Origin of the sequence: Microbacterium sp. IEGM 1404 (genome assembly GCF_030056775.1) — a bacterium.
Classification (GTDB): Bacteria; Actinomycetota; Actinomycetes; order Actinomycetales; family Microbacteriaceae; genus Microbacterium.
On record NZ_JASHKP010000001.1, the window covers coordinates 1,107,992 to 1,129,465 of the forward strand.

Sequence of the window (21,474 nt, forward strand, 5' to 3'; positions counted from 1 at the left end):
GGAGGGTCAGAGACGCTCGGCGACGTACTCGGTCAGGTCGACGAGACGGTTGGAGTAGCCCCACTCGTTGTCGTACCAGGACGAGACCTTGACGAGGTTGCCGGACACGTTGGTCAGCTCGGCGTCGAAGATCGACGAGTGCGGGTTGCCCTGGATGTCGCTGGAGACGATCGGGTCCTCGGTGTACTCGAGGATGCCGGCGAGGCGACCCTCGGCGGCGGCCTGCTTGTAGACCGCGTTGATCTGGTCGACGGTCAGGCCCTCGGTGGGGGTGACGATCGTGAGGTCGACGATCGAGCCGGTGGGAACCGGCACGCGGTACGAGGAGCCGCTGAGCTTGCCGTTCAGCTCGGGCAGGACCAGGCCGATGGCCTTGGCGGCACCGGTGGAGGCGGGCACGATGTTGATCGCGGCGCCGCGCGCACGACGCAGGTCGCCGTGCGGGCCGTCCTGCAGGTTCTGGTCGGCGGTGTACGCGTGTGCGGTCATCATGAAGCCGCGCTCGATGCCGAAGGCGTCGTTGAAGACCTTCGCCAGCGGGGCGAGGCAGTTCGTGGTGCACGACGCGTTCGAGATGATGACGTCGGTCTCGGGGTTGTACGTCTCTTCGTTGACGCCCATGACGATCGTGGCGTCGTCACCCGTGGCGGGAGCCGAGATGAGCACCTTCTTGGCACCACCCGCGACGTGCTTCTTGGCGTCCTCGGCCTTGGTGAAGCGGCCGGTCGACTCGATGACGATGTCGACGCCGAGCTCGCCCCAGGGGAGGTTCGCGGGGTCGCGCTCTTCGAAGACCTTGATGGTCTTGTCGCCGACGGTGATGGAGTCTTCGGTGTACGAGACGTCCTCGGACAGCACGCCGCCGACGGAGTCGTACTTCAGCAGGTGCGCGAGCGTCTTGTTGTCGGTGAGGTCGTTCACCGCCACGATTTCCAGGTCAGCACCCTGCGCGAGAGCCGCGCGGAGGTAGTTGCGTCCGATACGGCCGAAGCCGTTGATTCCGATCTTGACGGTCACGGAATATCTCCTGAATCAGTTGTGCGCGAGAAGCGCGTGATTGCGGTGTTCGCTGGCGGACAACGGCGTCCCGACGGGGTGTCCCGTCGGGACGCCCACGCCGTTTACGACAGTACCAGCAGACCCGTGGTCTTCTCACGGGCGGCCGCGAAACGCTCCTGCGCATCGGCCCAGTTGGCGATGTTCCAGAACGCCTTCACGTAGTCCGCGCGGACGTTCTTGTAGTCGAGGTAGTACGCGTGCTCCCAGACGTCCAGGAGCAGCAGCGGGACGGTGCCCGCGACGATCTGGCCCTGCTGGTCGAAGAACTGCTGGATGATCAGGTTCTGACCGATCGAGTCCCAGAACAGGCCGGCCCAGCCCGAGCCCTGCACGCCGAGCGCCGCGGCGGTGAACTGGCCACGGAAGGCGTCGAACGAACCGAACTGGTCGTCGATCGCGGCCTCGAGGTCGCCGGTGGGCTTGTCGCCGCCGTTCGGCGAGAGGTTCGTCCAGAAGATCGAGTGGTTCGTGTGGCCGCCGAGGTTGAACGCGAGGTCCTTCTGCAGGCGGTTGATGTTCGCGAAATCGCCCTTCTCGCGCGCCTCGGCGAGGAGGTCGAGCGTGGTGTTCGCGCCGTTGACGTACGTCTGGTGGTGCTTGCTGTGGTGCAGCTCCATGATGGTCGCGCTGATGTGCGGCTCCAGCGCGGAGTAGTCGTAGGGCAGTTCGGGCAGCGTGTACTTCGCCATGTTCTCTACTTCCGAATCGGCGCTGCACCGAAGCCTCGGCGCAGCGAGGGTGACGTGTTCATCCTACTGAGCGGCAACGCACGGACCACGGGGTTGCTTCCCCGAATGACGAGGGATAACGAAAACGGATGCCATGGACCATGGCATCCGTTCGTGATGGGGCTCGTGCGGGCTAGTCGTCGGCGCCGACCGGCACCGCGGACTCGGTGCCGGGGATGCCCTCGGCCTCGGCCTTCTTGTCGGCCATCGCCAGGAGGCGGCGGATACGTCCGGCGACGGCGTCCTTCGTCAGCGGCGGATCGGCGTGATGGCCGAGCTCGTCGAGGCTCGCGTCGCGGTGTGCCAGCCGCAGCTCACCGGCCTGCTGCAGGTGATCCGGCACCTCGTCGCCGAGGATCTCGAGCGCGCGCTCGACACGGGCGCACGCGGCCACCGCGGCCTGGGCGGACCGGCGGAGGTTGGCGTCGTCGAAGTTGACCAGGCGGTTCACGCCCGCGCGCACCTCGCGGCGCTGGCGCATCTGGTCCCACTCTCCCGCGGTGCGGCGGGCACCCATCTCGTACAGGGCGCCGCGGATCGCCTCGCCGTCGCGCACGACGACGCGGGGCACACCGCGCACCTCGCGGGCCTTCGCCGGGATGCCGATGCGGTGGCCGGCGCCGACGAGCGCCATGGCCGCCTCCGACGAGGGGCACGAGATCTCCAGGGCCGCGGAACGGCCCGGGTCGCTGAGCGAGCCGCTCGCGAGGAACGCGCCGCGCCAGATGGCGCTGAGGTCGGGGCGCGACCCGGTGGTGAGCTTGTTGGGGAGGCCCCGCACCGGACGGCGACGCTGGTCGAGGAGCCCGGTCTGGCGCGCGAGGGTCTCGCCGGCCTCGATGACGCGAACGGCGAAGTGGCCGCCGGTGCGCCCTCCGGAGCCCTGCACGTGGTGCAGTTCGGGGCGGACGCCGTAGAGCTCCATGAGGTCGCGGGCGACGCGGCGGGCGAGGACGTCGGAGTCCAGCTCGGCCTCGACCGCCACGCGGTTCGCGATCGAGTGCAGGCCACCCGAGAAGCGCAGGATCGCCGTGAGCTCGGCGACGCGCGCCGTCGGACGCGGGTCGCGTACGGTGATCAGCTCGGCCTTCACGTCGGCGGTCAGCGGCACGGTTCTCCTCGGTTCAGGACGATGGGGCAACGCTCAGGACAGCACGGGGTGAGGCTATCGAAGCGGCGGGGACGAGGGTACAGCCTACTCGCGGCCGAGGTCGCGGTGAGTCACACGGACCGCGACGCCGGGCAGCTCGCCGAGGCGCGCGGCCAGTTCGCGGGCCATCACGACCGAGCGGTGCTTGCCGCCGGTGCAGCCGACCGCGACGACCGAATGGCGCTTGTTCTCGCGCTCGTACCCCGCGAGGACGGGCCGCAGCGCCGCCGCGTAGGCGTCGAGGAAGTCCCGCGCGCCCTCCTGACCGAGCACGTATTCCCGCACGGACGGATCCTCGCCGGTCAGCGGCCGCAGCTCCTCGTTCCAGAACGGATTCGGGAGGAACCGCATGTCGGCGACGAGGTCGACGTCGGTGGGCAGTCCGTACTTGAAGCCGAAGCTCATCAGCGTCACGGTGTGGCGGGCGGCCCCCTCTTCACCGAACAGCTCGACCGTGCGGATCGAGAGCTGATGCACGTTGTACGTCGAGGTGTCGATCACGACGTCGGCCGCTTCGCGCAACGGGGTCAACCGCTCGCGCTCGCGACGGATGCCGTCGAGGATCGTGCCGTCCCCCTGCAGCGGGTGCGGACGCCGCACGGCCTCGAACCGGCGTACGAGCACCGCGTCGGAGGCATCCAGGAAGACCACGCGCACCTGCCCGTCGGCCTGCAGAGACCGCATGGCCTCGGGCAGGTCGCCGAACAGCGAACGCCCTCGGACGTCCACGACGACCGCCACCCTCGGTACCGCTCCGCCCGCGCGCTCGGTGAGATCGAGGAGCGGACGCAGCATCCGCGGCGGGAGATTGTCGACGACGTACCAGTCGAGATCCTCCAGGGCATTGGCGACCGTGGAACGACCGGCCCCCGACATCCCGGTGACGATGAGCACCTCGCCGGGCGCACCCCGTGCCGCCTGCATGATTCGCCCTTTCGTCGGGGTTCCAGCCTACCGAGCCAAGCGGGTGTGAATGGCCTCGGCGAGGGTCGGACCGATGCCGGGCAGCTCCATGATCTCGTCGGGCGAGGCGTTCTTCAGCGCCGTCACCGAACCGAAGTGCCGGAGCAGAGCCTTGATGCGGGCATCTCCCAGCCCCGGGACCTCCGTCAGCACGCTCGAGATGTCGCGCTTGCGACGCTTGCGCTGGTGCGTGATCGCGAACCGGTGGGCTTCGTCGCGGAGCCGCTGCAGCAGGTACAGCGCCTCCGACGTGCGCGGGAGGATGACCGGGTAATCCTCTCCCGGCAGCCACACCTCCTCGAGCCGCTTGGCGATGCCGCACAGGGCGATCTCCTCATGACCGGCATCCGCCAGTGCGCGCGCGGCGGCCGCGACCTGCGGCTGACCGCCGTCGACGACGAGCAGCTGCGGGCGGTAGGCGAAACGCGGGCGCTTGCGCGTGGTCACGACCTCGCCGTCGGCCGTCGCCTCCGGACTCTCGGCATCCGCGACGATCGCGCCGCCCAGGGTCTCGCGTTCGTCGTCCTCGGGCCTGTCGAGGTAGGCCAGCCGGCGCGTGAGCACCTGGTACATCGAGTCGGTGTCATCGGTGGTCTCGGCGACGCCGAACGAGCGGTACTGGTCCTTGCGCGGCAGCCCGTCCTCGAAGACCACCATGGATGCCACGACGTTGGTGCCCGAGAGGTGCGAGACGTCGTAGCACTCGATGCGCAGGGGCGCCTCCGCGAGTCCGAGGGCCTCCTGCAGGTCGGTGAGGGCCTGCGAGCGCGCGACGTAGTCGCTGGTGCGGCGCGTCTTGTGGAGCATGAGCGCCTGCTGCGCGTTGAGCGTCGCAGTCTTCAGCAGGTCGGCCTTCGACCCCCGCTGCGCGACCTGCAGCGACACCGGCCGACCCCGTCGGTCGCGCAGCCACGCCTCGAGTTGATCGGCGTCGTCGGGCAGTTCGGGCACCAGCACCTGCCGGGGGATGTCGGCGGGCGCCGCGTCCCCGTACGTGCGCTGCAGCACCTGGTCGACCAGATCCGCGCCGGAGATGTCGATCTCCTTCTCGATCGTGGTCGCCCGAACCCCTCGGACACGACCCCCGCGCACGACGAAGTGCTGCACGGTCGCCGCGAGCTCGTCCTCGGCGATGCCGAACAGGTCGGCATCCGTGTCGGCCGGCAGGACCAGGGCGCTCTTGCCGAGGACGGCGTCGATGGCCTGCAGCCTGTCGCGGTAGCGGGCCGCCGCCTCGTAGTCCATGGCGGCCGAGGCCTCCATCATGCGAGCCGTGAGCGCCTTGGTGAACCTCTGATCGCCGCCCGACATGAACGCGACGAAATCGTCGACGATCGCGCGGTGCTCCTCGATCGTGACCTTCATCGAGCACGGTCCGCCGCAGCGCCCGATCTGCCCCGGGAAGCACGGCCGACCCGACTGCATCGCCTTCTTGTACGACGCATCGCTGCACGTGCGGATCGGGAAGACCTTGATCATGAGGTCGATCGTGTCGTGCACCGCCCAGACCTTCGGGTACGGCCCGAAGTACTTGGCCCCACGGATCTTGGGGTTGCGCGTGACGATCACGCGGGGGGCTTCGTCGGCGAGGGTGATCGCCATGAACGGGTACGACTTGTCGTCGCGGTAGCGGACGTTGAACGGCGGATCGAACTCCTTGATCCACATGTACTCGAGCTGCAGCGAGTCGACGTCGCTGGGGACGACGGTCCACTCGACCGAGGCCGCGGTCGTCACCATCCGGCGGGTGCGCTCGTGCAGTGAGTACAGCGGAGCGAAGTAGTTCGACAGCCGCGCGCGGAGGTTCTTGGCCTTGCCGACGTAGAGCACCCGCCCTTCGGCATCCCGGAAGCGGTAGACCCCCGGATTGGTGGGGATCTCCCCCGCCTTAGGACGATAGGGCAGGTGCGACACCCGCTCTCGGGATGCCACGGCTCAGGCTCCCGCGCGGGCCAGTTCCGGCTCGCGCTCGGCGGTGTTGCGCTGCGTGCCGGTGCGACCGGTCTCGAGGAGTTCCGCGAGGAAGGCTCCCGTGTGGCTCCCCGACACCGCCGCGACCTGCTCGGGCGTTCCGGTCGCGACGATCGTTCCACCACCGGCACCGCCCTCGGGGCCGAGGTCGATGACCCAGTCCGAGCTCTTGATGACGTCGAGGTTGTGCTCGATGACGATCACGGTGTTGCCCTTGTCGACCAGGCCGTTGAGCACCTTCAGCAGCAGCGAGACGTCCTCGAAGTGCAGGCCCGTCGTCGGCTCGTCGAGCACGTAGATCGAACGGCCGTTGCTGCGCCGCTGGAGCTCGGTCGCGAGCTTGACGCGCTGCGCCTCGCCGCCCGACAGCGTCGTCGCCGACTGGCCCAGACGCACGTACCCCAGCCCCACGTCCACGAGCGTCTTGAGGTACCGGTGGATCGCCTGGATCGGCTCGAAGAACTCCGCCGCCTCGGAGATCGGCATCTCGAGCACCTCGGCGATGTTCTTGCCCTTGTAGTGCACCGACAGCGTGTCGCGGTTGTACCGCTTGCCGTGGCACACCTCGCAGTCGACGTAGACGTCGGGGAGGAAGTTCATCTCGATCTTGAGCGTGCCGTCGCCCGAGCACGCCTCGCAGCGGCCGCCCTTGACGTTGAAGCTGAATCGCCCGGCCTGGTAGCCGCGCACCTTCGCTTCGGGCGTCTCGCTGAACAGCGTCCGGATGCGGTCGAACACGCCGGTGTAGGTCGCCGGGTTCGAGCGCGGCGTGCGGCCGATCGGGGCCTGGTCGACGTGCACGACCTTGTCGAGGTTGTCGAGACCCGTGACGCGCGTGTGCTTGCCCGGCACGCGGCGTGCGCCGTTGAGCTTGGACGCGAGGACTTCGTACAGGATGCCGTTGACCAGCGTGGACTTCCCCGAACCGCTGACGCCCGTCACGGCCGTCAGCACCCCCAGCGGGAAGTCGACGGTCACGTTCTGCAGGTTGTTCTCGCGCGCGCCGACGACGGTGACCTGACGCTTCTTGTCGATCTTGCGCCGCTTCTTCGGCGCTTCGATCGACCGCCGACCCGAGAGGTACGCGCCGGTCAGCGACCGGTCGTCGTCGAGGAGCTGGGCGAGCGGACCGGAGTGCACCACGTTGCCGCCGTCGACGCCCGCGCGGGGTCCGATGTCGACGACCCAGTCGGCCGCGTGGATGGTCTCTTCGTCGTGCTCGACCACGATGAGGGTGTTGCCGAGGTCGCGCAGGGTCTCGAGGGTCTGGATCAGACGACGGTTGTCGCGCTGATGCAGACCGATCGACGGCTCGTCCAGCACGTACAGCACGCCGGTCAGGCCGGACCCGATCTGCGTCGCGAGACGGATGCGCTGCGCCTCGCCGCCCGAGAGCGTGCCGGCGGCGCGGCCGAGGCTGAGGTAGTTGAGCCCGACCTGCAGCAGGAAGTCCAAGCGCGCGCGGATCTCGCGCAGGACGGCCGCGGCGATGGTCGCCTCGCGGTCGGTGAGCGTGAGCTTCGTGAAGAACTCGCGCGCGTCCGCGAGACTCAGGCGGGATGCCGCGGCGATCGAGGTTCCGTCGACGAGCACGGCCAGGACCTCGGGCTTGAGCCGGTCGCCGTCGCACACGGCGCACGGCACCTCGCGCAGGTACTCCGACCAGCGCTGGCGCTGCGCGTCGGATTCGGCCTGGAGGTACTGACGCTCGATGTAGGGCACGACGCCCTCGAAACCGGAGGAGTACCGCATCTCGCGCCCGTAGCGGTTCTTCCACTTGACGGTGACCTTGTAGTTCTCACCGCGGAGCACCGCGTCCTGGACGTCCTTCGAGAGGTCGCGCCACGGCGTGTCGAGCGAGAAGTCCAGGTCGCGCGCAAGACCCTCGAGCAGCCGCTCGTAGTACTGGAAGAGGCCCTTGCCCTGCGTCGTCCACGGCAGGATCGCCCCGTCGCGGATCGAGAGTTCTTCGTCGCCGAGCATGAGGTCGACATCGACCGACATGCGGGTACCGAGGCCCGAGCACACCGGGCAGGCGCCGAACGGTGCGTTGAACGAGAAGGTCCGCGGCTCGATCTCGGTCAGCTGCAGCGGGTGTCCGTTGGGGCACGCGAGCTTCTCGGAGAACGACTGCCAGGCGGCATCCCCCTCTTCGTCGACGAAGTTCACCTGCATGATGCCGCCAGCGAGTCCGAGGGCCGTCTCCACGGAGTCGGTGACGCGGCTGAGGATGTCGCCCGAGGCCACGAGACGGTCGACCACCACGGCGATGTCGTGCTTGTAGCTCTTCTTCAGCGTCGGCGGCTCGGCGAGCTGCACCAGCTCACCGTCGACGACGGCGCGCGCGTACCCCTTCGCGCTGAGCTCCTTGAAGAGGTCGACGAACTCGCCCTTCTTCTGCGTCACCACCGGCGCGACGATCTGGTAGCGGGTCCGCTCGGGCAGCTCCATGAGCTGATCGGCGATCTGCTGCACCGTCTGACGCTGGATAGGGGCGCCGCAGTCGGGGCAGTGCGGCACGCCGATACGCGCCCAGAGCAGACGCATGTAGTCGTGGATCTCGGTGATCGTGCCCACGGTCGAGCGGGGGTTGCGGTTGGTCGACTTCTGGTCGATCGAGACCGCCGGGCTCAAGCCCTCGATGAAATCGACGTCCGGACGGTCGACCTGGCCCAGGAACTGACGCGCGTACGCGCTCAGCGATTCGACGTAGCGGCGCTGGCCCTCGGCGAAGATCGTGTCGAACGCCAGGCTCGACTTCCCCGACCCCGAGAGGCCGGTGAAGACCACGAGCGAATCACGCGGAATGTCGAGGTCGACGTTCTTCAGGTTGTGGACGCGGGCGCCGCGAACACTGAGCTTTCCGCTGGTGTTTCCGGGAGACGAGACAGGAACGATGGGCACTCGTCAAGTCTAGGTTCCCCCTCCGACATCGGTCCCGGGTTCGCCTCCGGCGCACATGTGTGCGAGGGTGCGGGTCCGCGTCACGCGGGCCGAGGCTTCCTCGCGGACGCGCCCTCGCCCGCTCGGGCCGGATCGGGATCCGGGGACTCAGCCGTTCGGGTCGAATCTCCCCGCGAACGGTGCGAGGCCGTCGCGCAGTGCGATGAGCGCGCGCTCGTCGATGCCGACGCGCTCCATGATCCGCGCGGGCACCTCGATCGCCCGTTCGCGCAGCGCGCGACCGTCGGCGGTGAGGTCGATGTCCAGGACGCGCTCGTCGTCGACGCGCCGCGTTCGCCTCACCCGCCCCTGCGCTTCGAGTCGCTTGACCAGGGGCGAGAGGGTGGCGGGCTCCATCGCGAGCTCGCCGGCGAGGGCGCTCAGCGACCGGGGCGCCTGCTCCCACAACGCCAGCATCACCAGGTACTGCGGATGAGTGAGCCCCAGCGGTTCGAGCACGGGACGGTAGATCGACACCACGTTGCGCGCGGCGGTGACGAGCGCGAAGCACACCTGATTCTCCAAGCGCAGCGGATCGTCCACGCACCCTCCTCAAATACTTAGTACACTAATGATCATGGCACAAAAGGATGCCGACCGGCCCCCGCTGCGCGAACGCGTGCGGGCCGCCGGCGGGTGGTACCAGTACATCAACACACGCCTGATCCGCGTCGCCGGACCCGCATCGGTCGGCCCGTACGAGACGACGCCCGAACCGGTGCGCACCGGACGCCCGTGCCCCCTGTGCGGTCACCCGATGTCCGAGCACAGCGTCGACCGGTCGGGCGTGAAGCCGCTCCTGCACTGCCCGTGACAGCTGGGCGGCCGTGGGGCTCTGTTGGCCCCGGGGCCTGAAGCCGCTCCTGCACTGCCCGTGACGGCTGCGCGGCCGTGGGGCCGCGTTCGTCACCGAAGTCGATGTCGCGTCACGGCAACCGCGGTCGTCCATCGGAATCGAGGGGCCACCCCGGGTTGACCGCGATCTCCCACGGATGACCGTCCGGATCGACGAAGACGCCCGAGTAACCGCCCCACTCCGTCGGGGCCCCCGGCCGGCCGAGCGCCGCACCGGCAGCAACGGCCTCCGCCAGGACGGCATCCACCTCGTCGGGCTCGCGCACGTTGTGGGCCAGGGTCACGCCGCCCCATCCGCTCTCGTCGGTCACGGTCGAGTCGGCCGCGAGCGTCTCCCGCGACCACAACCCGAGGACCATGCCCACCAGATCGAAGAAGGCGACCTCCCCTTCGACCGAACTCGGCGACCGCCGCCAGCCGAGGCGCTCGTAGAAGGCGACCGATCGCCGAAGATCGGCGACGCCGAGGGTGATCAGCGAGATCCTCTGCTCCATGATCGCGTCCCGTCGCTCCCCGCCGTCGGCCGCTCAGGCGTGTCCGGCGCGCTCCATCGCGCGGAGCTCCTTCTTCAGGTCCTGCACCTCATCGCGCAGGCGTCCCGCGAGCTCGAACTTCAGCTCGCCCGCAGCCGCGAGCATCTGCTGGGTGAGGTCGGCGATCGTCGACTCCAGCTGATCGGCGCCTTCGGCGGCGATCCCGGTGCGACGCAGCTGCGGTGTCGGCGACTTGCCCTTCCCCGCCTTGTCGTTGCGGGACAGCAGGCTCCGGGTGTCGGAGGCCTCGCGTGCGAGCACCTCGGTGATGTCGGCGATCTTCTTCCGCAGCGGCTGCGGGTCGATGCCGTTCGCCGTGTTGTACGCGATCTGCTTCTCCCGGCGTCGCTCGGTCTCCTCGATGGCGTTCCGCATCGAGTCGGTCATCTTGTCGGCGTACATGTGCACCTCGCCCGACACGTTGCGGGCGGCACGACCGATCGTCTGGATGAGGGAGGTCCCGCTGCGCAGGAACCCTTCCTTGTCGGCATCCAGGATCGCGACGAGAGACACCTCGGGCAGGTCGAGACCCTCGCGCAGCAGGTTGATACCGACGAGCACGTCGTACACCCCGGCGCGGAGTTCCGTGAGCAGTTCCACGCGCCGAAGGGTGTCGACGTCGGAGTGCAGGTACCGCACGCGCACACCGTGCTCCCCCAGGAAGTCGGTGAGCTCCTCCGCCATCTTCTTGGTCAGTGTCGTCACCAGGACGCGCTCGTCGCGTTCGACGCGCACACGGATCTGCTCGAGCAGGTCGTCGATCTGTCCCTTCGAGGGCTTCACGACGATCTCGGGGTCGACGAGGCCGGTCGGGCGGATGATCTGCTCGACCACGCCGTCGGCAATGCCCATCTCGTAGCGCCCGGGCGTCGCCGACAGGTACACCGTCTGCCCGATGCGGTTCTTGAACTCGTCCCAGCGCAGCGGGCGGTTGTCCATCGCGCTCGGCAGACGGAAGCCGTGCTCGACGAGCGTCCGCTTGCGGGAGGCGTCGCCCTCGTACATCGCCCCGATCTGCGGGACGGTCACGTGAGACTCGTCGATGACGAGCAGGAAGTCGTCGGGGAAGAAGTCCAGCAGCGTGTGCGGCGGATCCCCCGGATTGCGGCCGTCGAGGTGCCGCGAGTAGTTCTCGATGCCCGAGCAGAAGCCCAGCTGCTGCAGCATCTCGAGGTCGAACGTGGTGCGCATCCGCAGCCGCTGCGCCTCGAGGAGCTTGTTCTGCGACTCGAGCTCTTTGAGCCGTTCGGCCAGCTCGTGCTCGATGGTGCCGATCGCGCGCTGCACGGTGTCGGTCCCGGCGACGTAGTGCGACGCGGGGAAGATCGGCACGGAGTCCATCTTCTGCACCACGTCGCCCGTCAGCGGATGCAGCATGTACAGCGCCTCGATCTCGTCACCGAACATCTCGATGCGGATCGCGTACTCCTCGTACACCGGGATGATCTCGATCGTGTCGCCGCGGACGCGGAAGTTGCCGCGCGAGAAATCGACGTCGTTGCGGTTGTACTGCATCGCGATGAACTTGCGGATCAGAGCGTCGCGGTCGTACCGCTCCCCCACCTGCAGCGCGACCATGGCCCGCAGGTACTCCTCGGGCGCGCCGAGGCCGTAGATGCAGGACACCGTGGACACCACGACGACGTCGCGACGCGACAGCAGGGAGTTCGTCGTCGAGTGGCGAAGACGCTCGACCTCCGCGTTGATCGAGGAGTCCTTCTCGATGAACGTATCGGTCTGCGGGACGTACGCCTCCGGCTGGTAGTAGTCGTAGTACGAGACGAAGTACTCGACAGCGTTGTTGGGCATGAGTTCGCGGAACTCGTTGGCGAGCTGGGCCGCGAGCGTCTTGTTGTGGGCCAGGACGAGCGTCGGGCGCTGGACGGCCTCGACGAGCCAGGCGGTCGTCGCCGACTTTCCGGTACCGGTGGCGCCAAGCAGCACGACGTCGGTCTCGCCGGCGTTGATCCGCGCGGCCAGGTCGGCGATCGCCTGCGGCTGATCACCGGACGGGGAGTACTCGCTGATGACCTCGAAGGGGCGGACGGAACGCGTGGCCTGCATGATTCCAGCGTAGGCGGGGCCTCCGACATCGGGGCCGGCGTGCTGTTCGCCATGCGCGAGCGGGACGCTCGACGGACCGACGCCCGGCGACGCGTTCGTCGACTCTCCGAGGGGATCGCCGCCCGGGGGCGGGACCGTGACGGCTCAGTCCCGCGAGACGCGGTCCCACAGCTCGTCGACCTGGCATCGCGTGGCATCCATGTCGCCGGCCGTGTCGATCACGACGTTCGCGAGCGCCAATCGTTCGTCGTCGCCGGCCTGGGCCGCGACCCGGGCGCGGGCCTCCGCCTCGGAGAGCCCGCGCTGATCGACGAGCCGCCGCACGCGCAGCTCAGCCGGAGCGTGGGCCACGACGACGAGGTCCCATTCGCCGGTCCCGCGGGATTCCGCGAGGAGCGGGACGTCGTAGACGACCAGGGCGCCGGGATCGGCGGAGAGCGCCGCGCGGAATCGCCGCTGCGACTCCTCCCGCACCGCGGGGTGCACCAGCGCGTTCAGCGCGGCGAGCCGCTCGGGATGACCGAAGACCCGTGCTCCCAGCGCGGGCCGGTCGAGCGATCCATCGGGCTGCAGCACCTCGGGTCCGAACTCCGCGGCGATCGCGGCGAGCACCGGCGAACCGGGCGCCTGCACCTCGCGGACGATCGCATCCGCATCCACGATCACCGCGCCCTTCTCGGCGAGCATCCGGGAGATCGTGGACTTTCCGGACGCGATTCCGCCGGTCAGCGCGAGGAGGGTCACCCCTCGAGGATGCCACAGCCGCCACGCCCGGGGCCGGTGCCATCCGGGGTGGTCTACCATTCGATCAAGGCCGCATCCGCGCCCTCCGACCGGTTGGCGAGAGTGTCATCATGCCGAATCCGAACGTCGTGGTCGTCATCGAGGACGACGTCGACATCCGCTCGCTGCTCACGGCGACCCTCGAACCGGTGGGCTTCGTCGTGCACACCGCCGTCGACTGTCTCACCGGCATCGAGACGGTCCGGCGCACCGACCCCGCGGTCACCACGCTCGATGTCAGCATGCCCGGACTCGACGGTTTCGAGACGGCTCGGCGCATCCGGGAGTTCAGCACGACGCGCATCCTCATGGTGAGCGCCCGAGTGGATGCCACGGAAGAACGGCTCGCGCGCGAGGCCGGCGCCGACGACTACCTCACGAAGCCGTTCCGCCCTCGTGAGCTCCGCGCCCGTGTGCACGCCCTCGTGGCCGCGGACGACGAGGACTGATCGCCCCGCCCTCAGTCCGTAGCGAGGCCGAAGGGCTGCTCGCCCGTCGACGCGGCGTGGCTCGCGTTCGCATCCGCTCGGTCGACGAGGGTCGGACCGTCCGCGCCGTCGACAGAGGCGAGCGCCACGCCGATCCCCACCACCGGCACGACGGAGGTCCCGAGGTCCGAGAGGTCGGCGACGAGCCGCTCGTGAAGCACACGGACGATCCGTCGATGGTCGGTGGCCCCCGCCGTCGAGAAGGCGACCGCGAGGCCGGTCGCGTCCGTCTCCCCCACGAGTGCCATCGTCGGGGCGTGCCGCCGCACGGACGCGCGGAACGCCCGCGCCATCTCCTCCGCCTCCTCGGGACCGAAGGCGGTGGCCACCCGCCGCAGATCGTCCACCCGGATGCCGATGACGCACAGGTCCTCTCCGGCTGCTCGGGCGCGCGCCACGAGGATGGTGAGGACCGCACCGAACGACTCGCGAAGCAGGACTCCGTTGCGGTCGACGATGAGCTGTCGCGTCTCGGGGTTGCCGCGCAGGGCGGATTCGCTCGTGCGCAGGACGGAGGTGACCACGACGGCGGCCACCACGAGGGACATCGTGAGGAAGGCGGAGACGCTGGTGCCGAAGTAGGTCAGGAATACCGGGCTCTCCGGGCCCTGGGACACGAACACGATCGTGCGGACGAAGAACCAGGCGGCCTCGATGGCCAGGATCGTCGTCAGAGCCGCCGCGCTCCATCGTCGTCCGATGGCGCCGCGTCGCGTCTCGATCGCCCCGAGCACGGCGAACAGCGCATTGGCGAGGAACAGGGCCACCGCTCCCGCCCAGTCGCCCGCCGAAGGCCCGTCGACGAGGGCGAGCACCACGACGACGGCGAGACCGACCGCGGTGATGATGAGCGGGATCCGGAGCGGTCGCCCGTTGAAGGCCACACTGCCCAGCCAGATGAACGCCGTCGCCGCGACGAACGCCCCGTTGCCGAGGGCGAGGGCGACGAAAGCCCCGGGCACCGAGACCCACACCAGGTAGCACACCGCGGAGAAGACCCCGGCGAGGAATGCCGTCGCCCAGAGCCGCCCCGGGAGAGCGTCGCGCAGCATGAGGGTGTCGAGCAGGTACAGCACGGCCGACACCAGGATGACGAGGGACGAGGCCGTCTGCAGGCTCAGGACGTCGAAGACCATGACGCCGCTCCTTCCTTCTGCGGCAGATGCACGGTGAAGACCGACCCTGCCCCGGGCTCGGTCGTCATCGTGATGTCGCCGCCGTGGGCACGCGCGATGTCCCGGCTGATCGCCAGGCCCAGGCCGCTGCCGTGGACGCTGGAGTTGCGCACGGTGTCCGCACGGAAGAAGCGCTCGAAGATGCGCCCCTGCTCGCTCGGCGAGATTCCGGGCCCGTCGTCGGCGACCGTGATGAGGACGGCGTCGGCCTCGCGCGCGACGGAGACGAGCACGACCCCGCCGCTGGTGTTGTACTTCACGGCGTTGGACAGCAGATTGTCGACGACCTGCCGCAGACGGTGCGCGTCGACGACGGCCGGGCAGGAACGCACACCCGAGGCGTCGACCCGGATGCCGTGCGCCGCTGCGCGCGGCGCCACCGAGGTGACGGCACTCGCGACGATGTCGGCGACGTCGGTCGCGGCCGGTTCGAGCGCGAACCCGACCCCGTGCCGGGAGGCCGCCGACATCGCGAGGATGTCGGCCACCAGTTCGCGAAGACGCGTGGCGTTCCGCTCGGCGATCTCCAGTTGCTCACGCGTCGCGCCCGCCAGGGCATCGTCGTCGAGGGCGAGTTCGAGGTAGCCGATGATCGAGGTGAGGGGCGTGCGCAGCTCGTGCGAGACGCTCGCCACCAGGTCCTCGCGGGCTCGGAGCGCCAGTTCCTCGGCCGTCACATCGCGCGAGACGACGACGGTGCCCGCGCCGACGCCGTCGCGCGCGGGGAGGTGCCGCGCCGTCACGTTCAGAGCGCGGCGGTCGTCGCCCGGCATCCCGAACCAGACGAGCTCCCCCTCGAATGCCTCCCCGGCGCGAGCGCGCGCGAACGGCGTCTCGCTCGCGACGAGCGGGGTGATGCCGTCTGCGGCGTACACCGCCGGCGCGGGGCCGAGCGATCCCGCTCCGGCCTGCAGCCGCGCGTGCGCCTCGTTGCTCACCGAGTACTCGCCCTCCGCGGTGATGCGGATGACGCCGAAGTCGACCGCGTCGAGCACTTCGGTGACCAGGTCCTCCTGCCGACGCGACCGCTCGAGCGAACGCCGCAGTTCCGCCGATTGCTTCTCGAGCAGGGCTCGCTGCGCACGGGTTCGCTTGGCTGCGAAGTGCGACATCGTCGCCAGCGCGGCGAGCGTGAACGGGAGCACGAAGGTCGACGCCGCGACGCGTTGCGACCCGTCGAATGTCTGATAGGCGATGATGGCCGACACGGTCGCCGTCACGCCCACGACCCCGCGCACCCCGAAGGCCGAGCCGATCCAGATGGCCGGGAAGGCCCACAGCAGTCCGATGCCCGCAACCGGGGCGCTCTGGCGCATGAGCCCGATCGCGGCGACGTCGACGACCGGAGCGACGAGGATCAGCCACGACGGCAGATCGTCCCGGGGCGAGAGGACGACGATCCCCGCGCACACGAAGATCATCCCGGCACCCGCCACGAACAGCGTCACGTCCTCGATCTGCCCGAGGACGAGTGTCGCCACGGCCGCGAGTACCGTGGCGGCCGCCTGCAGCAGCTGACTGGTCAGCAGGCTGCGGTGGAGACCGAGCCGCTCGCTCGGCGACGGGCCGGACATGGCCTCGACCCTAGCGCGCAGGACCCCCGCACGCGCGATCCCCACGCGGCACGCGGGAGGAGTCGACCCTCCGCCCCCGAGCGCGCGGCGGGACGGCCCGCGGCTGCGGCGTCAGAATCCGAAGTCTCCGCCGAAATCCGCGCCGAAATCCCCGAATCCCCCGACGTCGGATGCACCCGGATCGTCGAAGGATGCCGCATCGCCGCTGTCGGCCGCCACCCCGTCCTCGAAGCCGGCGGCGTATCCCGGGTCGAACAACGCTCCGACCAGCGCGGACCCGATCACGTAGCCGCCGATCGTTCCGAGCATCGAGGCGCCGAGCATCGATCCGAACCCCGGTGCTCCCCCACCGCCAGCGAAGGAGCGTCCGCCGAACGTGCGCTCCATGAACCCCGGACGTGTGTACTCCGCCCGTGTCGCCGCGCGGGCCAGCGAGGCCGGGTCGTCGCCGACCGGCCGTTCCGACGCCGGGAGCCCGGAGGAGAGCTCGTGCAGGACCTGCTGCCTCTGGCCGGGCGTCAGCCGGGCAAACGCCTCGGCGTGAACCTGCTCGACGGTTTCGGGGGGCGCCGTCCGCAGGAGGTAGCGATACCGCTCCAGCGCCTGTGCGTCGTCGCCCGCCGGGTCGGATGCCGGGCCGGCGGCGCCGGGCGGGGGCGGCGGGGCGTAGCGCCCCTCGGCGTCGCGGGTACCGCTCGCGGACCCGGATGCCGACGACGTCGGGATCGACGACGGGCGACGCTGATCCTCGCCGCCGCCGAAGAGTCGATCGAGGAAACCCATGAGTGCCTCCCTGTGGCTGGGGACATCACGCTAGGACCGCGGGCTTTGAGTCCCCTGTGACGCGCGGCCGGTCAGCCCTGCCGCGCGAAGGCCTCGCTCGTCCACCGCGCGAACAGGTCCCAGGGATCGTCCACGCCGTCGGAGAGGGCGGCGATGTGGGCGTCGAGGACATCGGTACGGGCGAACCACTCCGATCCGCCGAACCGCTCGGCGGCGAACTGCGCATGGCGCCGCCGCTCCACCGACCGGTCGCCCCGTTCGAATGCGAGGAGCTCGTCGTGACGGATCGCCCGCAGTCGCTGCCGCGGCCGGGCGCTCGTACCGATCTTCACGCGATCACGGAAACGCAGGTAGTAGACCACGTCGATGCGGGGCGGGGGCAGCTCGCCGTCCACGGGCTCGCCGTGCCGCCATTCGCACACGGCGCACAGCCAGCCGCTCGGCCAGCGGACACCCAACCGTGAGCCGCAGAGGAGACACGGCGTGGGCAGGACATCGGCGACGCCGTCACGGCGGCCGACCCACTCCGCCGCGGTCATCAGGTGCTCACCGCACAGACCGAGCGGCGCGTCCGGCGCGACGGCGTCGCCGCATCCGGACACGAGACATCGGACCGATTCGTTCACACGCCGAAGCGTACGCACGACCTCCGACACGACCGTCCGCTAGTCCTCCGCGGCCTCGGGACCCTGCAGCCGGAGGAAGAGCCCGGCGTACGGGCCCAGCTCGAGTGCGAAGCTCTGCAGCTCATCGACCCGGCCGACGACGTCGCCCGTCGCGGCATCCACGGCGGTGCTCTGAGGAACGAGCCACTCCGAACGCACCGTGCCCTCGATGCTCTCGCCGGAGAAGTTGAGCACGGTGATCTGCAGCGGCGCATCCTCGAGGCGGCGGTCGCCGCCGTCCAGCCTGTGCACCATCACGAGCATGCTGGGGTGCCCGACCTGCGGGATGTCGACCTGGGAGGCCACGGCGATCTCGTTCTCGCTGCGGATCCGCAGGATGTCGCGGAGACCGGCGAGGAAGGAGTCGGGATCGGCCTGCTGCCGGGCGAGCGATCCGTAGAGCGACCGCGCGCGCGGCATCCCCGAGGCGGAAGTGGACGCGTCGGGAGCCACGTCGAGAAGATCGTGGGCTCCGCGCTCGATCCACCGGGTGTCACCGGAGGAGATCAGGTGACGCACCTCGTCGGCGGGAACGGTGAGCGACCCGGTGAGGTCCCACCCCGAAAGCGCGAAGACACCGGGCTGCCACGAGTTGTACTTCGCGAGCAGGAGGTGAGCGTCGCGGATCGCGGGGACGTCGGCCTCGGTGATGTCGTCCAGGGTGGCCTTGCCCTGCGTCGCGGCGATCAGGGACGCCGTCGTGCAGGCGATGCCGTTCTGCGTGAAGACGAGGTTGTAGTCGGCGTCGACGGTGAGGGCCTGCGTGAGTTCGGCCCGCACGGTCTCCGCGATCTCCCCGCCGGTCGACTCGCCGTGGCGGAACGGATAGACGGTGTCGCGGTGCGTCGTGGCCCAGTGCACCAGCTCGTACGTCAGCTCGTCGTGGTTCTGCATGCCGTGGACCAGTTGCACGGGCTCGACGCCGGTCTCGAGTGCCGTCGTGAGCGCGAGCCGCAGGAACTCGGTGTTCGCCGTGGCGAGGGCGTGGTGGTACCCGGGGCGCGTCACGAAGTCGTACGACAGATCGGCCCCGACGGCCCCGGTGTCCCGGATGTCCTCCATCGTCAGGTTCAGCTCCTGGAACGTGAAGCCGCCGACCTTGCGCACCATGCCCGCGATGATGTGGTTCGCGGCGTGGGAGAGCGGATGGCCCTCCGACCACGCCGGGAGCCCCTCCGCGCTCTTCTCGACGCCGAGGAACCCGTTCGCGTCCAGGCGCAACGCGCTCGTGCCGAGATCGCCCAGCGAGTGGAGCGCGTCACCGATCACCAGGCGCATGCCGGCGAAGGTGGGATCCAGCCAGTTGATCGAGGGCTGCCCCTCCTTGAAGTAGTGGAGGTACACCCAGCGGCGCTCGAGTCCGTCCGTGCCGACGACGGGTGCGGTGGCACTCCAGTTCGTCTCCTTGACCCCGGGAGTGAAGAAGATGACGCGCTGGAGCTCGCCGATGATGTATCCGCGGGCGCTGAGCTCGCGCTCCGTCTCGGCGTCGAGATTGACCGAGTCGCGGCCCGCGGGCACCTCGGGCAGGAGCCCCCAGTCCTCGCGCGGGATCTCGACCATGTGGTAGATCCCGGGGTAGTCCTTGTAGGCCATCTCCGCCAGCCGGAAGTCGGCACCCTTGCCGGTGTGTCCCGGCACGATGTCGTCGATCACGCTTCCGCCGTGCGCATCGGCCATGTCGGCGATACGACGGAAGGCGTTCTCGTCACCGAACTCCGGGTCGATCTGCGTGCTGATGCGGTCGAAGTGGCCATCGACGCTGGGCGTCTCCTGCCACCCGCTGATCCCACCCGCGCGCTTGACCGGACCGGTATGGATGCCGTTGATCCCGACCCACTCGAAGGCCTCCCACAGCGCCTCATCGCCCAGAGCGTCGAGGAAGGACTCCCCCGGGCGCGCCATGAGCGAGATCGGATAGGCCGTGAACCACACGTCGGTGGACTCGATCGCGCGACGCGCGTCGGGGCGCGCATAGGGGTTCCGCCACATCGAGGGCTGCCCCGACAACTGTCGGCTCAGCACGTCGGCATCCTTCAGCATCGACTGCCGCACGAGCCATTCGACGTACGACGGATTCGCGCCGTTCGCGTTGCGGGGATCCGTGAGGAAGCGCCGCAGCGTGCCGCCCCGGAACTGCTCGCGCGGACGCAGACGTCGAGGGCGGGCCGGGTAGCGCTGTTCGTCGTAGCTGATCTCAGCGACCGGCTCCCCGGCATCGTCGCCCGTGGCGCTGCTGTCGATACCGTCCTCCGGCGTCCGTGCTGTCGTCAGCTCGTCGGCGTCGTCCACTCGCGACCTCCTCATGTCGTCGTACCGACGGTAGTCGTCATGAACGACATCGTGGTGAGGGATTGACCCGGAGTCGGCAGAACCTCGCCTCACCGATCACCACCGGGACGCAGAGCCACCCACGCGACGGCTGCCGAGATCGCACACATGCCGACGACGGCGCCGATGAACCACGTCCACCCGACCGTGCTGAAGACGAGGCCGAGCAGCCAGCCGAACAGACTGGACCCGCCGTAATAGCCGAGGTAATACAGAGAAGACGCCTGAGCGCGCGCCTCGGGCACCGCCGCGACCGGAGTCCACCCGGATGCCACGGCATGCGCAGCGAAGAACCCCGCCGTGAACACGATGAGCCCGACGATGACGACGAAGGTCGACGGCACCGCCATCAGAACCGCACCGGCCGCGGTGATGCCGATCGAGGCTTCCAGGACCGGGAACCGTCCGCGCCGGACGGCCACCGCGCCCGCGCGGGGCGACGACACCGTCCCGGCGAGGTAGGCGAGGAACAGCAGCGTCACGACAGCGGGGGCCAGCGAGAACGGGGGCTGCGCGAGATGGAACCCGAGGTAGTTGTACACCGCGACGAACGCGCCCATGAGGAGGAACCCCTGGGCGTACAGGGCCAATTGGACGCGTGAACGGAGATTCACGCGAAGACGCGCCAAGACCGTGGGGCCAGGGAGCGCACGCGCCCGACCAGGAACGAATCCCCGTGCGGGCGGGACGAGAGTCAGGAAGATCGCGGCAGCCACCGCGCAGAGGAGGATCACCGCGGCCACGCCCCACCGCCAGCCGGCGAGCTCCCCGATCGGGCCGGAGACGAGCCGACCACTCAGTCCGCCCACGGTGGTGCCGGCGATGTAGGAACCTGCGGCTGCCGCGACATGCCGCGGGCTCACCTCCTCGCTCAGGTACGCGAGAGCGACGGCCGGCACGGCTCCCAGTGCGACCCCTTCCAGGAGCCGCAGCGCGAGGAGCACGGTGATGTCCTGCGAGAACGCGGCGGCTGCACCCAGGAGGGTCGCCGCGATCACGCCGATCGCCATCGCGGGGATCCGCCCGACGCGGTCCGCGACCAGAGACCACGGAAGCACGGCGACGGCCAGCCCGAGAGTGGATGCGGACACGGTGAGAGCCGCCGTCGCGGGATCACTTCCTGTGTCGATGGCGACCTGCGGGAGGACGGCCTGTGTCGCGTACAGCTGCGCGAACGTCGCCACGCCCCCGAAGAACAGCCCCACGAGAAGACGGCGATACGCCCGACTTCCGGGGATATGTCCTGAGAAGCCGCTCACGTAGCGACCCTATCCGTTCGCCACGCACCCAGAGCGAACGCAAAAAGGCGCCGATCTCCCCTCCGTGGAGGGTCGATCGACGCCTGAAAGCAAATGTGTCCGTATATGCGAAATGGCCACCCAGCGTTGGGTGGCCATTTCGTCTTAGAA

18 protein-coding genes are annotated in these 21,474 nt (G+C 69.5%); 2 read left to right on the forward strand and 16 right to left on the reverse strand.

What is annotated here, in order from left to right; all coding sequences use genetic code 11:
- Positions 1 to 6: 6 nt before the first annotated feature.
- The 7 genes from gap to QM517_RS05585 all read right to left on the reverse strand — a co-directional run bounded on the left by gap (position 7) and on the right by QM517_RS05585 (position 9,357).
- A complete protein-coding gene (gene gap / locus QM517_RS05555) occupies positions 7 to 1,017 on the reverse strand; it encodes a type I glyceraldehyde-3-phosphate dehydrogenase (protein ID WP_077049985.1) in 1,011 nt (336 codons plus the stop codon).
- A gap of 104 nt (positions 1,018 to 1,121) precedes the next feature.
- On the reverse strand, positions 1,122 to 1,748 hold the full coding sequence (locus QM517_RS05560) for a superoxide dismutase (protein ID WP_077049984.1): 627 nt from the start codon (positions 1,746 to 1,748) through the stop codon (positions 1,122 to 1,124).
- A 172-nt stretch (positions 1,749 to 1,920) separates the two neighbouring features.
- A complete protein-coding gene (gene whiA, locus QM517_RS05565; protein WP_077049983.1) occupies positions 1,921 to 2,898 on the reverse strand; it encodes a DNA-binding protein WhiA in 978 nt (325 codons plus the stop codon).
- Positions 2,899 to 2,982: 84 nt separating this feature from the next.
- On the reverse strand, positions 2,983 to 3,861 hold the full coding sequence (gene rapZ / locus QM517_RS05570; protein WP_283285757.1) for an RNase adapter RapZ: 879 nt from the start codon (positions 3,859 to 3,861) through the stop codon (positions 2,983 to 2,985).
- A gap of 27 nt (positions 3,862 to 3,888) precedes the next feature.
- The gene (uvrC, locus tag QM517_RS05575) at positions 3,889 to 5,832 is read right to left on the reverse strand and encodes an excinuclease ABC subunit UvrC (protein ID WP_283285759.1); all 1,944 of its coding nucleotides are present in this window, start codon (positions 5,830 to 5,832) and stop codon (positions 3,889 to 3,891) included.
- A gap of 3 nt (positions 5,833 to 5,835) precedes the next feature.
- Positions 5,836 to 8,775, reverse strand: a complete 2,940-nt coding sequence (uvrA, locus tag QM517_RS05580; RefSeq protein ID WP_278101494.1) for an excinuclease ABC subunit UvrA — start codon at positions 8,773 to 8,775, stop codon at positions 5,836 to 5,838.
- 147 nt (positions 8,776 to 8,922) lie between these two features.
- Positions 8,923 to 9,357, reverse strand: a complete 435-nt coding sequence (locus QM517_RS05585) for a MarR family winged helix-turn-helix transcriptional regulator (protein WP_077049979.1) — start codon at positions 9,355 to 9,357, stop codon at positions 8,923 to 8,925.
- A gap of 34 nt (positions 9,358 to 9,391) precedes the next feature.
- Between QM517_RS05585 and QM517_RS05590 the strand changes: the two genes are divergently transcribed.
- Positions 9,392 to 9,628: a hypothetical protein gene (locus QM517_RS05590; protein ID WP_077049978.1), complete on the forward strand. Its 237-nt coding sequence runs from the start codon at positions 9,392 to 9,394 to the stop codon at positions 9,626 to 9,628.
- Positions 9,629 to 9,740: 112 nt separating this feature from the next.
- Here the strand turns inward: QM517_RS05590 and QM517_RS05595 are convergent, their stop codons facing one another.
- The 3 genes from QM517_RS05595 to coaE form a co-directional block, all read right to left on the reverse strand.
- Positions 9,741 to 10,163 (reverse strand): VOC family protein, encoded by a 423-nt coding sequence (locus QM517_RS05595; protein ID WP_283285762.1) that lies wholly within the window; start codon positions 10,161 to 10,163, stop codon positions 9,741 to 9,743.
- Between the two features lie 33 nt (positions 10,164 to 10,196).
- Positions 10,197 to 12,266, reverse strand: a complete 2,070-nt coding sequence (gene uvrB / locus QM517_RS05600; protein WP_077049976.1) for an excinuclease ABC subunit UvrB — start codon at positions 12,264 to 12,266, stop codon at positions 10,197 to 10,199.
- 144 nt (positions 12,267 to 12,410) lie between these two features.
- The gene (gene coaE, locus QM517_RS05605; RefSeq protein ID WP_283285764.1) at positions 12,411 to 13,010 is read right to left on the reverse strand and encodes a dephospho-CoA kinase; all 600 of its coding nucleotides are present in this window, start codon (positions 13,008 to 13,010) and stop codon (positions 12,411 to 12,413) included.
- 110 nt (positions 13,011 to 13,120) lie between these two features.
- On the opposite strand from coaE, the gene QM517_RS05610 reads away from it, so the two are divergent.
- A complete protein-coding gene (locus QM517_RS05610; protein WP_283285766.1) occupies positions 13,121 to 13,498 on the forward strand; it encodes a response regulator transcription factor in 378 nt (125 codons plus the stop codon).
- Positions 13,499 to 13,509: 11 nt separating this feature from the next.
- Here QM517_RS05610 and QM517_RS05615 read toward each other — a convergent pair whose 3' ends face one another.
- From QM517_RS05615 to QM517_RS05640, 6 genes are all read right to left on the reverse strand, one after another.
- Positions 13,510 to 14,673, reverse strand: coding sequence for a hypothetical protein (locus tag QM517_RS05615; RefSeq protein ID WP_283285768.1), 1,164 nt, complete (start codon positions 14,671 to 14,673; stop codon positions 13,510 to 13,512).
- Positions 14,655 to 16,286 (reverse strand): sensor histidine kinase, encoded by a 1,632-nt coding sequence (locus QM517_RS05620; RefSeq protein ID WP_283285770.1) that lies wholly within the window; start codon positions 16,284 to 16,286, stop codon positions 14,655 to 14,657. The genes QM517_RS05615 and QM517_RS05620 overlap by 19 nt, the downstream gene beginning before the upstream one ends.
- A 111-nt stretch (positions 16,287 to 16,397) precedes the next feature.
- Complete coding sequence (locus QM517_RS05625; RefSeq protein ID WP_283285771.1) at positions 16,398 to 17,069, reverse strand: hypothetical protein; 672 nt, start codon at positions 17,067 to 17,069, stop codon at positions 16,398 to 16,400.
- A gap of 71 nt (positions 17,070 to 17,140) precedes the next feature.
- Positions 17,141 to 17,695: a hypothetical protein gene (locus QM517_RS05630; RefSeq protein ID WP_283285773.1), complete on the reverse strand. Its 555-nt coding sequence runs from the start codon at positions 17,693 to 17,695 to the stop codon at positions 17,141 to 17,143.
- A 39-nt stretch (positions 17,696 to 17,734) separates the two neighbouring features.
- Entirely contained in the window at positions 17,735 to 20,041 is a 2,307-nt protein-coding gene (gene treS, locus QM517_RS05635) for a maltose alpha-D-glucosyltransferase (protein WP_303655309.1), read from the reverse strand.
- Positions 20,042 to 20,115: 74 nt separating this feature from the next.
- Entirely contained in the window at positions 20,116 to 21,324 is a 1,209-nt protein-coding gene (locus QM517_RS05640; RefSeq protein ID WP_283285774.1) for an MFS transporter, read from the reverse strand.
- Positions 21,325 to 21,474 lie beyond the last annotated feature (150 nt).

Excerpts from the sequence above, each read along its gene's own strand:
- QM517_RS05560 (WP_077049984.1), bottom strand. The coding sequence starts at position 1,748 with ATGGCGAAGTACACGCTGCCCGAACTGCCCTACGACTACTCCGCGCTG.
- rapZ (WP_283285757.1), bottom strand. The coding sequence starts at position 3,861 with ATGCAGGCGGCACGGGGTGCGCCCGGCGAGGTGCTCATCGTCACCGGG.
- QM517_RS05590 (WP_077049978.1), top strand. The coding sequence starts at position 9,392 with ATGGCACAAAAGGATGCCGACCGGCCCCCGCTGCGCGAACGCGTGCGG.
- QM517_RS05595 (WP_283285762.1), bottom strand. The coding sequence starts at position 10,163 with ATGGAGCAGAGGATCTCGCTGATCACCCTCGGCGTCGCCGATCTTCGG.
- uvrB (WP_077049976.1), bottom strand. The coding sequence starts at position 12,266 with ATGCAGGCCACGCGTTCCGTCCGCCCCTTCGAGGTCATCAGCGAGTAC.
- QM517_RS05610 (WP_283285766.1), top strand. The coding sequence starts at position 13,121 with ATGCCGAATCCGAACGTCGTGGTCGTCATCGAGGACGACGTCGACATC.
- QM517_RS05615 (WP_283285768.1), bottom strand. The coding sequence starts at position 14,673 with ATGGTCTTCGACGTCCTGAGCCTGCAGACGGCCTCGTCCCTCGTCATC.
- QM517_RS05620 (WP_283285770.1), bottom strand. The coding sequence starts at position 16,286 with ATGTCCGGCCCGTCGCCGAGCGAGCGGCTCGGTCTCCACCGCAGCCTG.
- QM517_RS05625 (WP_283285771.1), bottom strand. The coding sequence starts at position 17,069 with ATGGGTTTCCTCGATCGACTCTTCGGCGGCGGCGAGGATCAGCGTCGC.
- treS (WP_303655309.1), bottom strand. The coding sequence starts at position 20,041 with ATGAGGAGGTCGCGAGTGGACGACGCCGACGAGCTGACGACAGCACGG.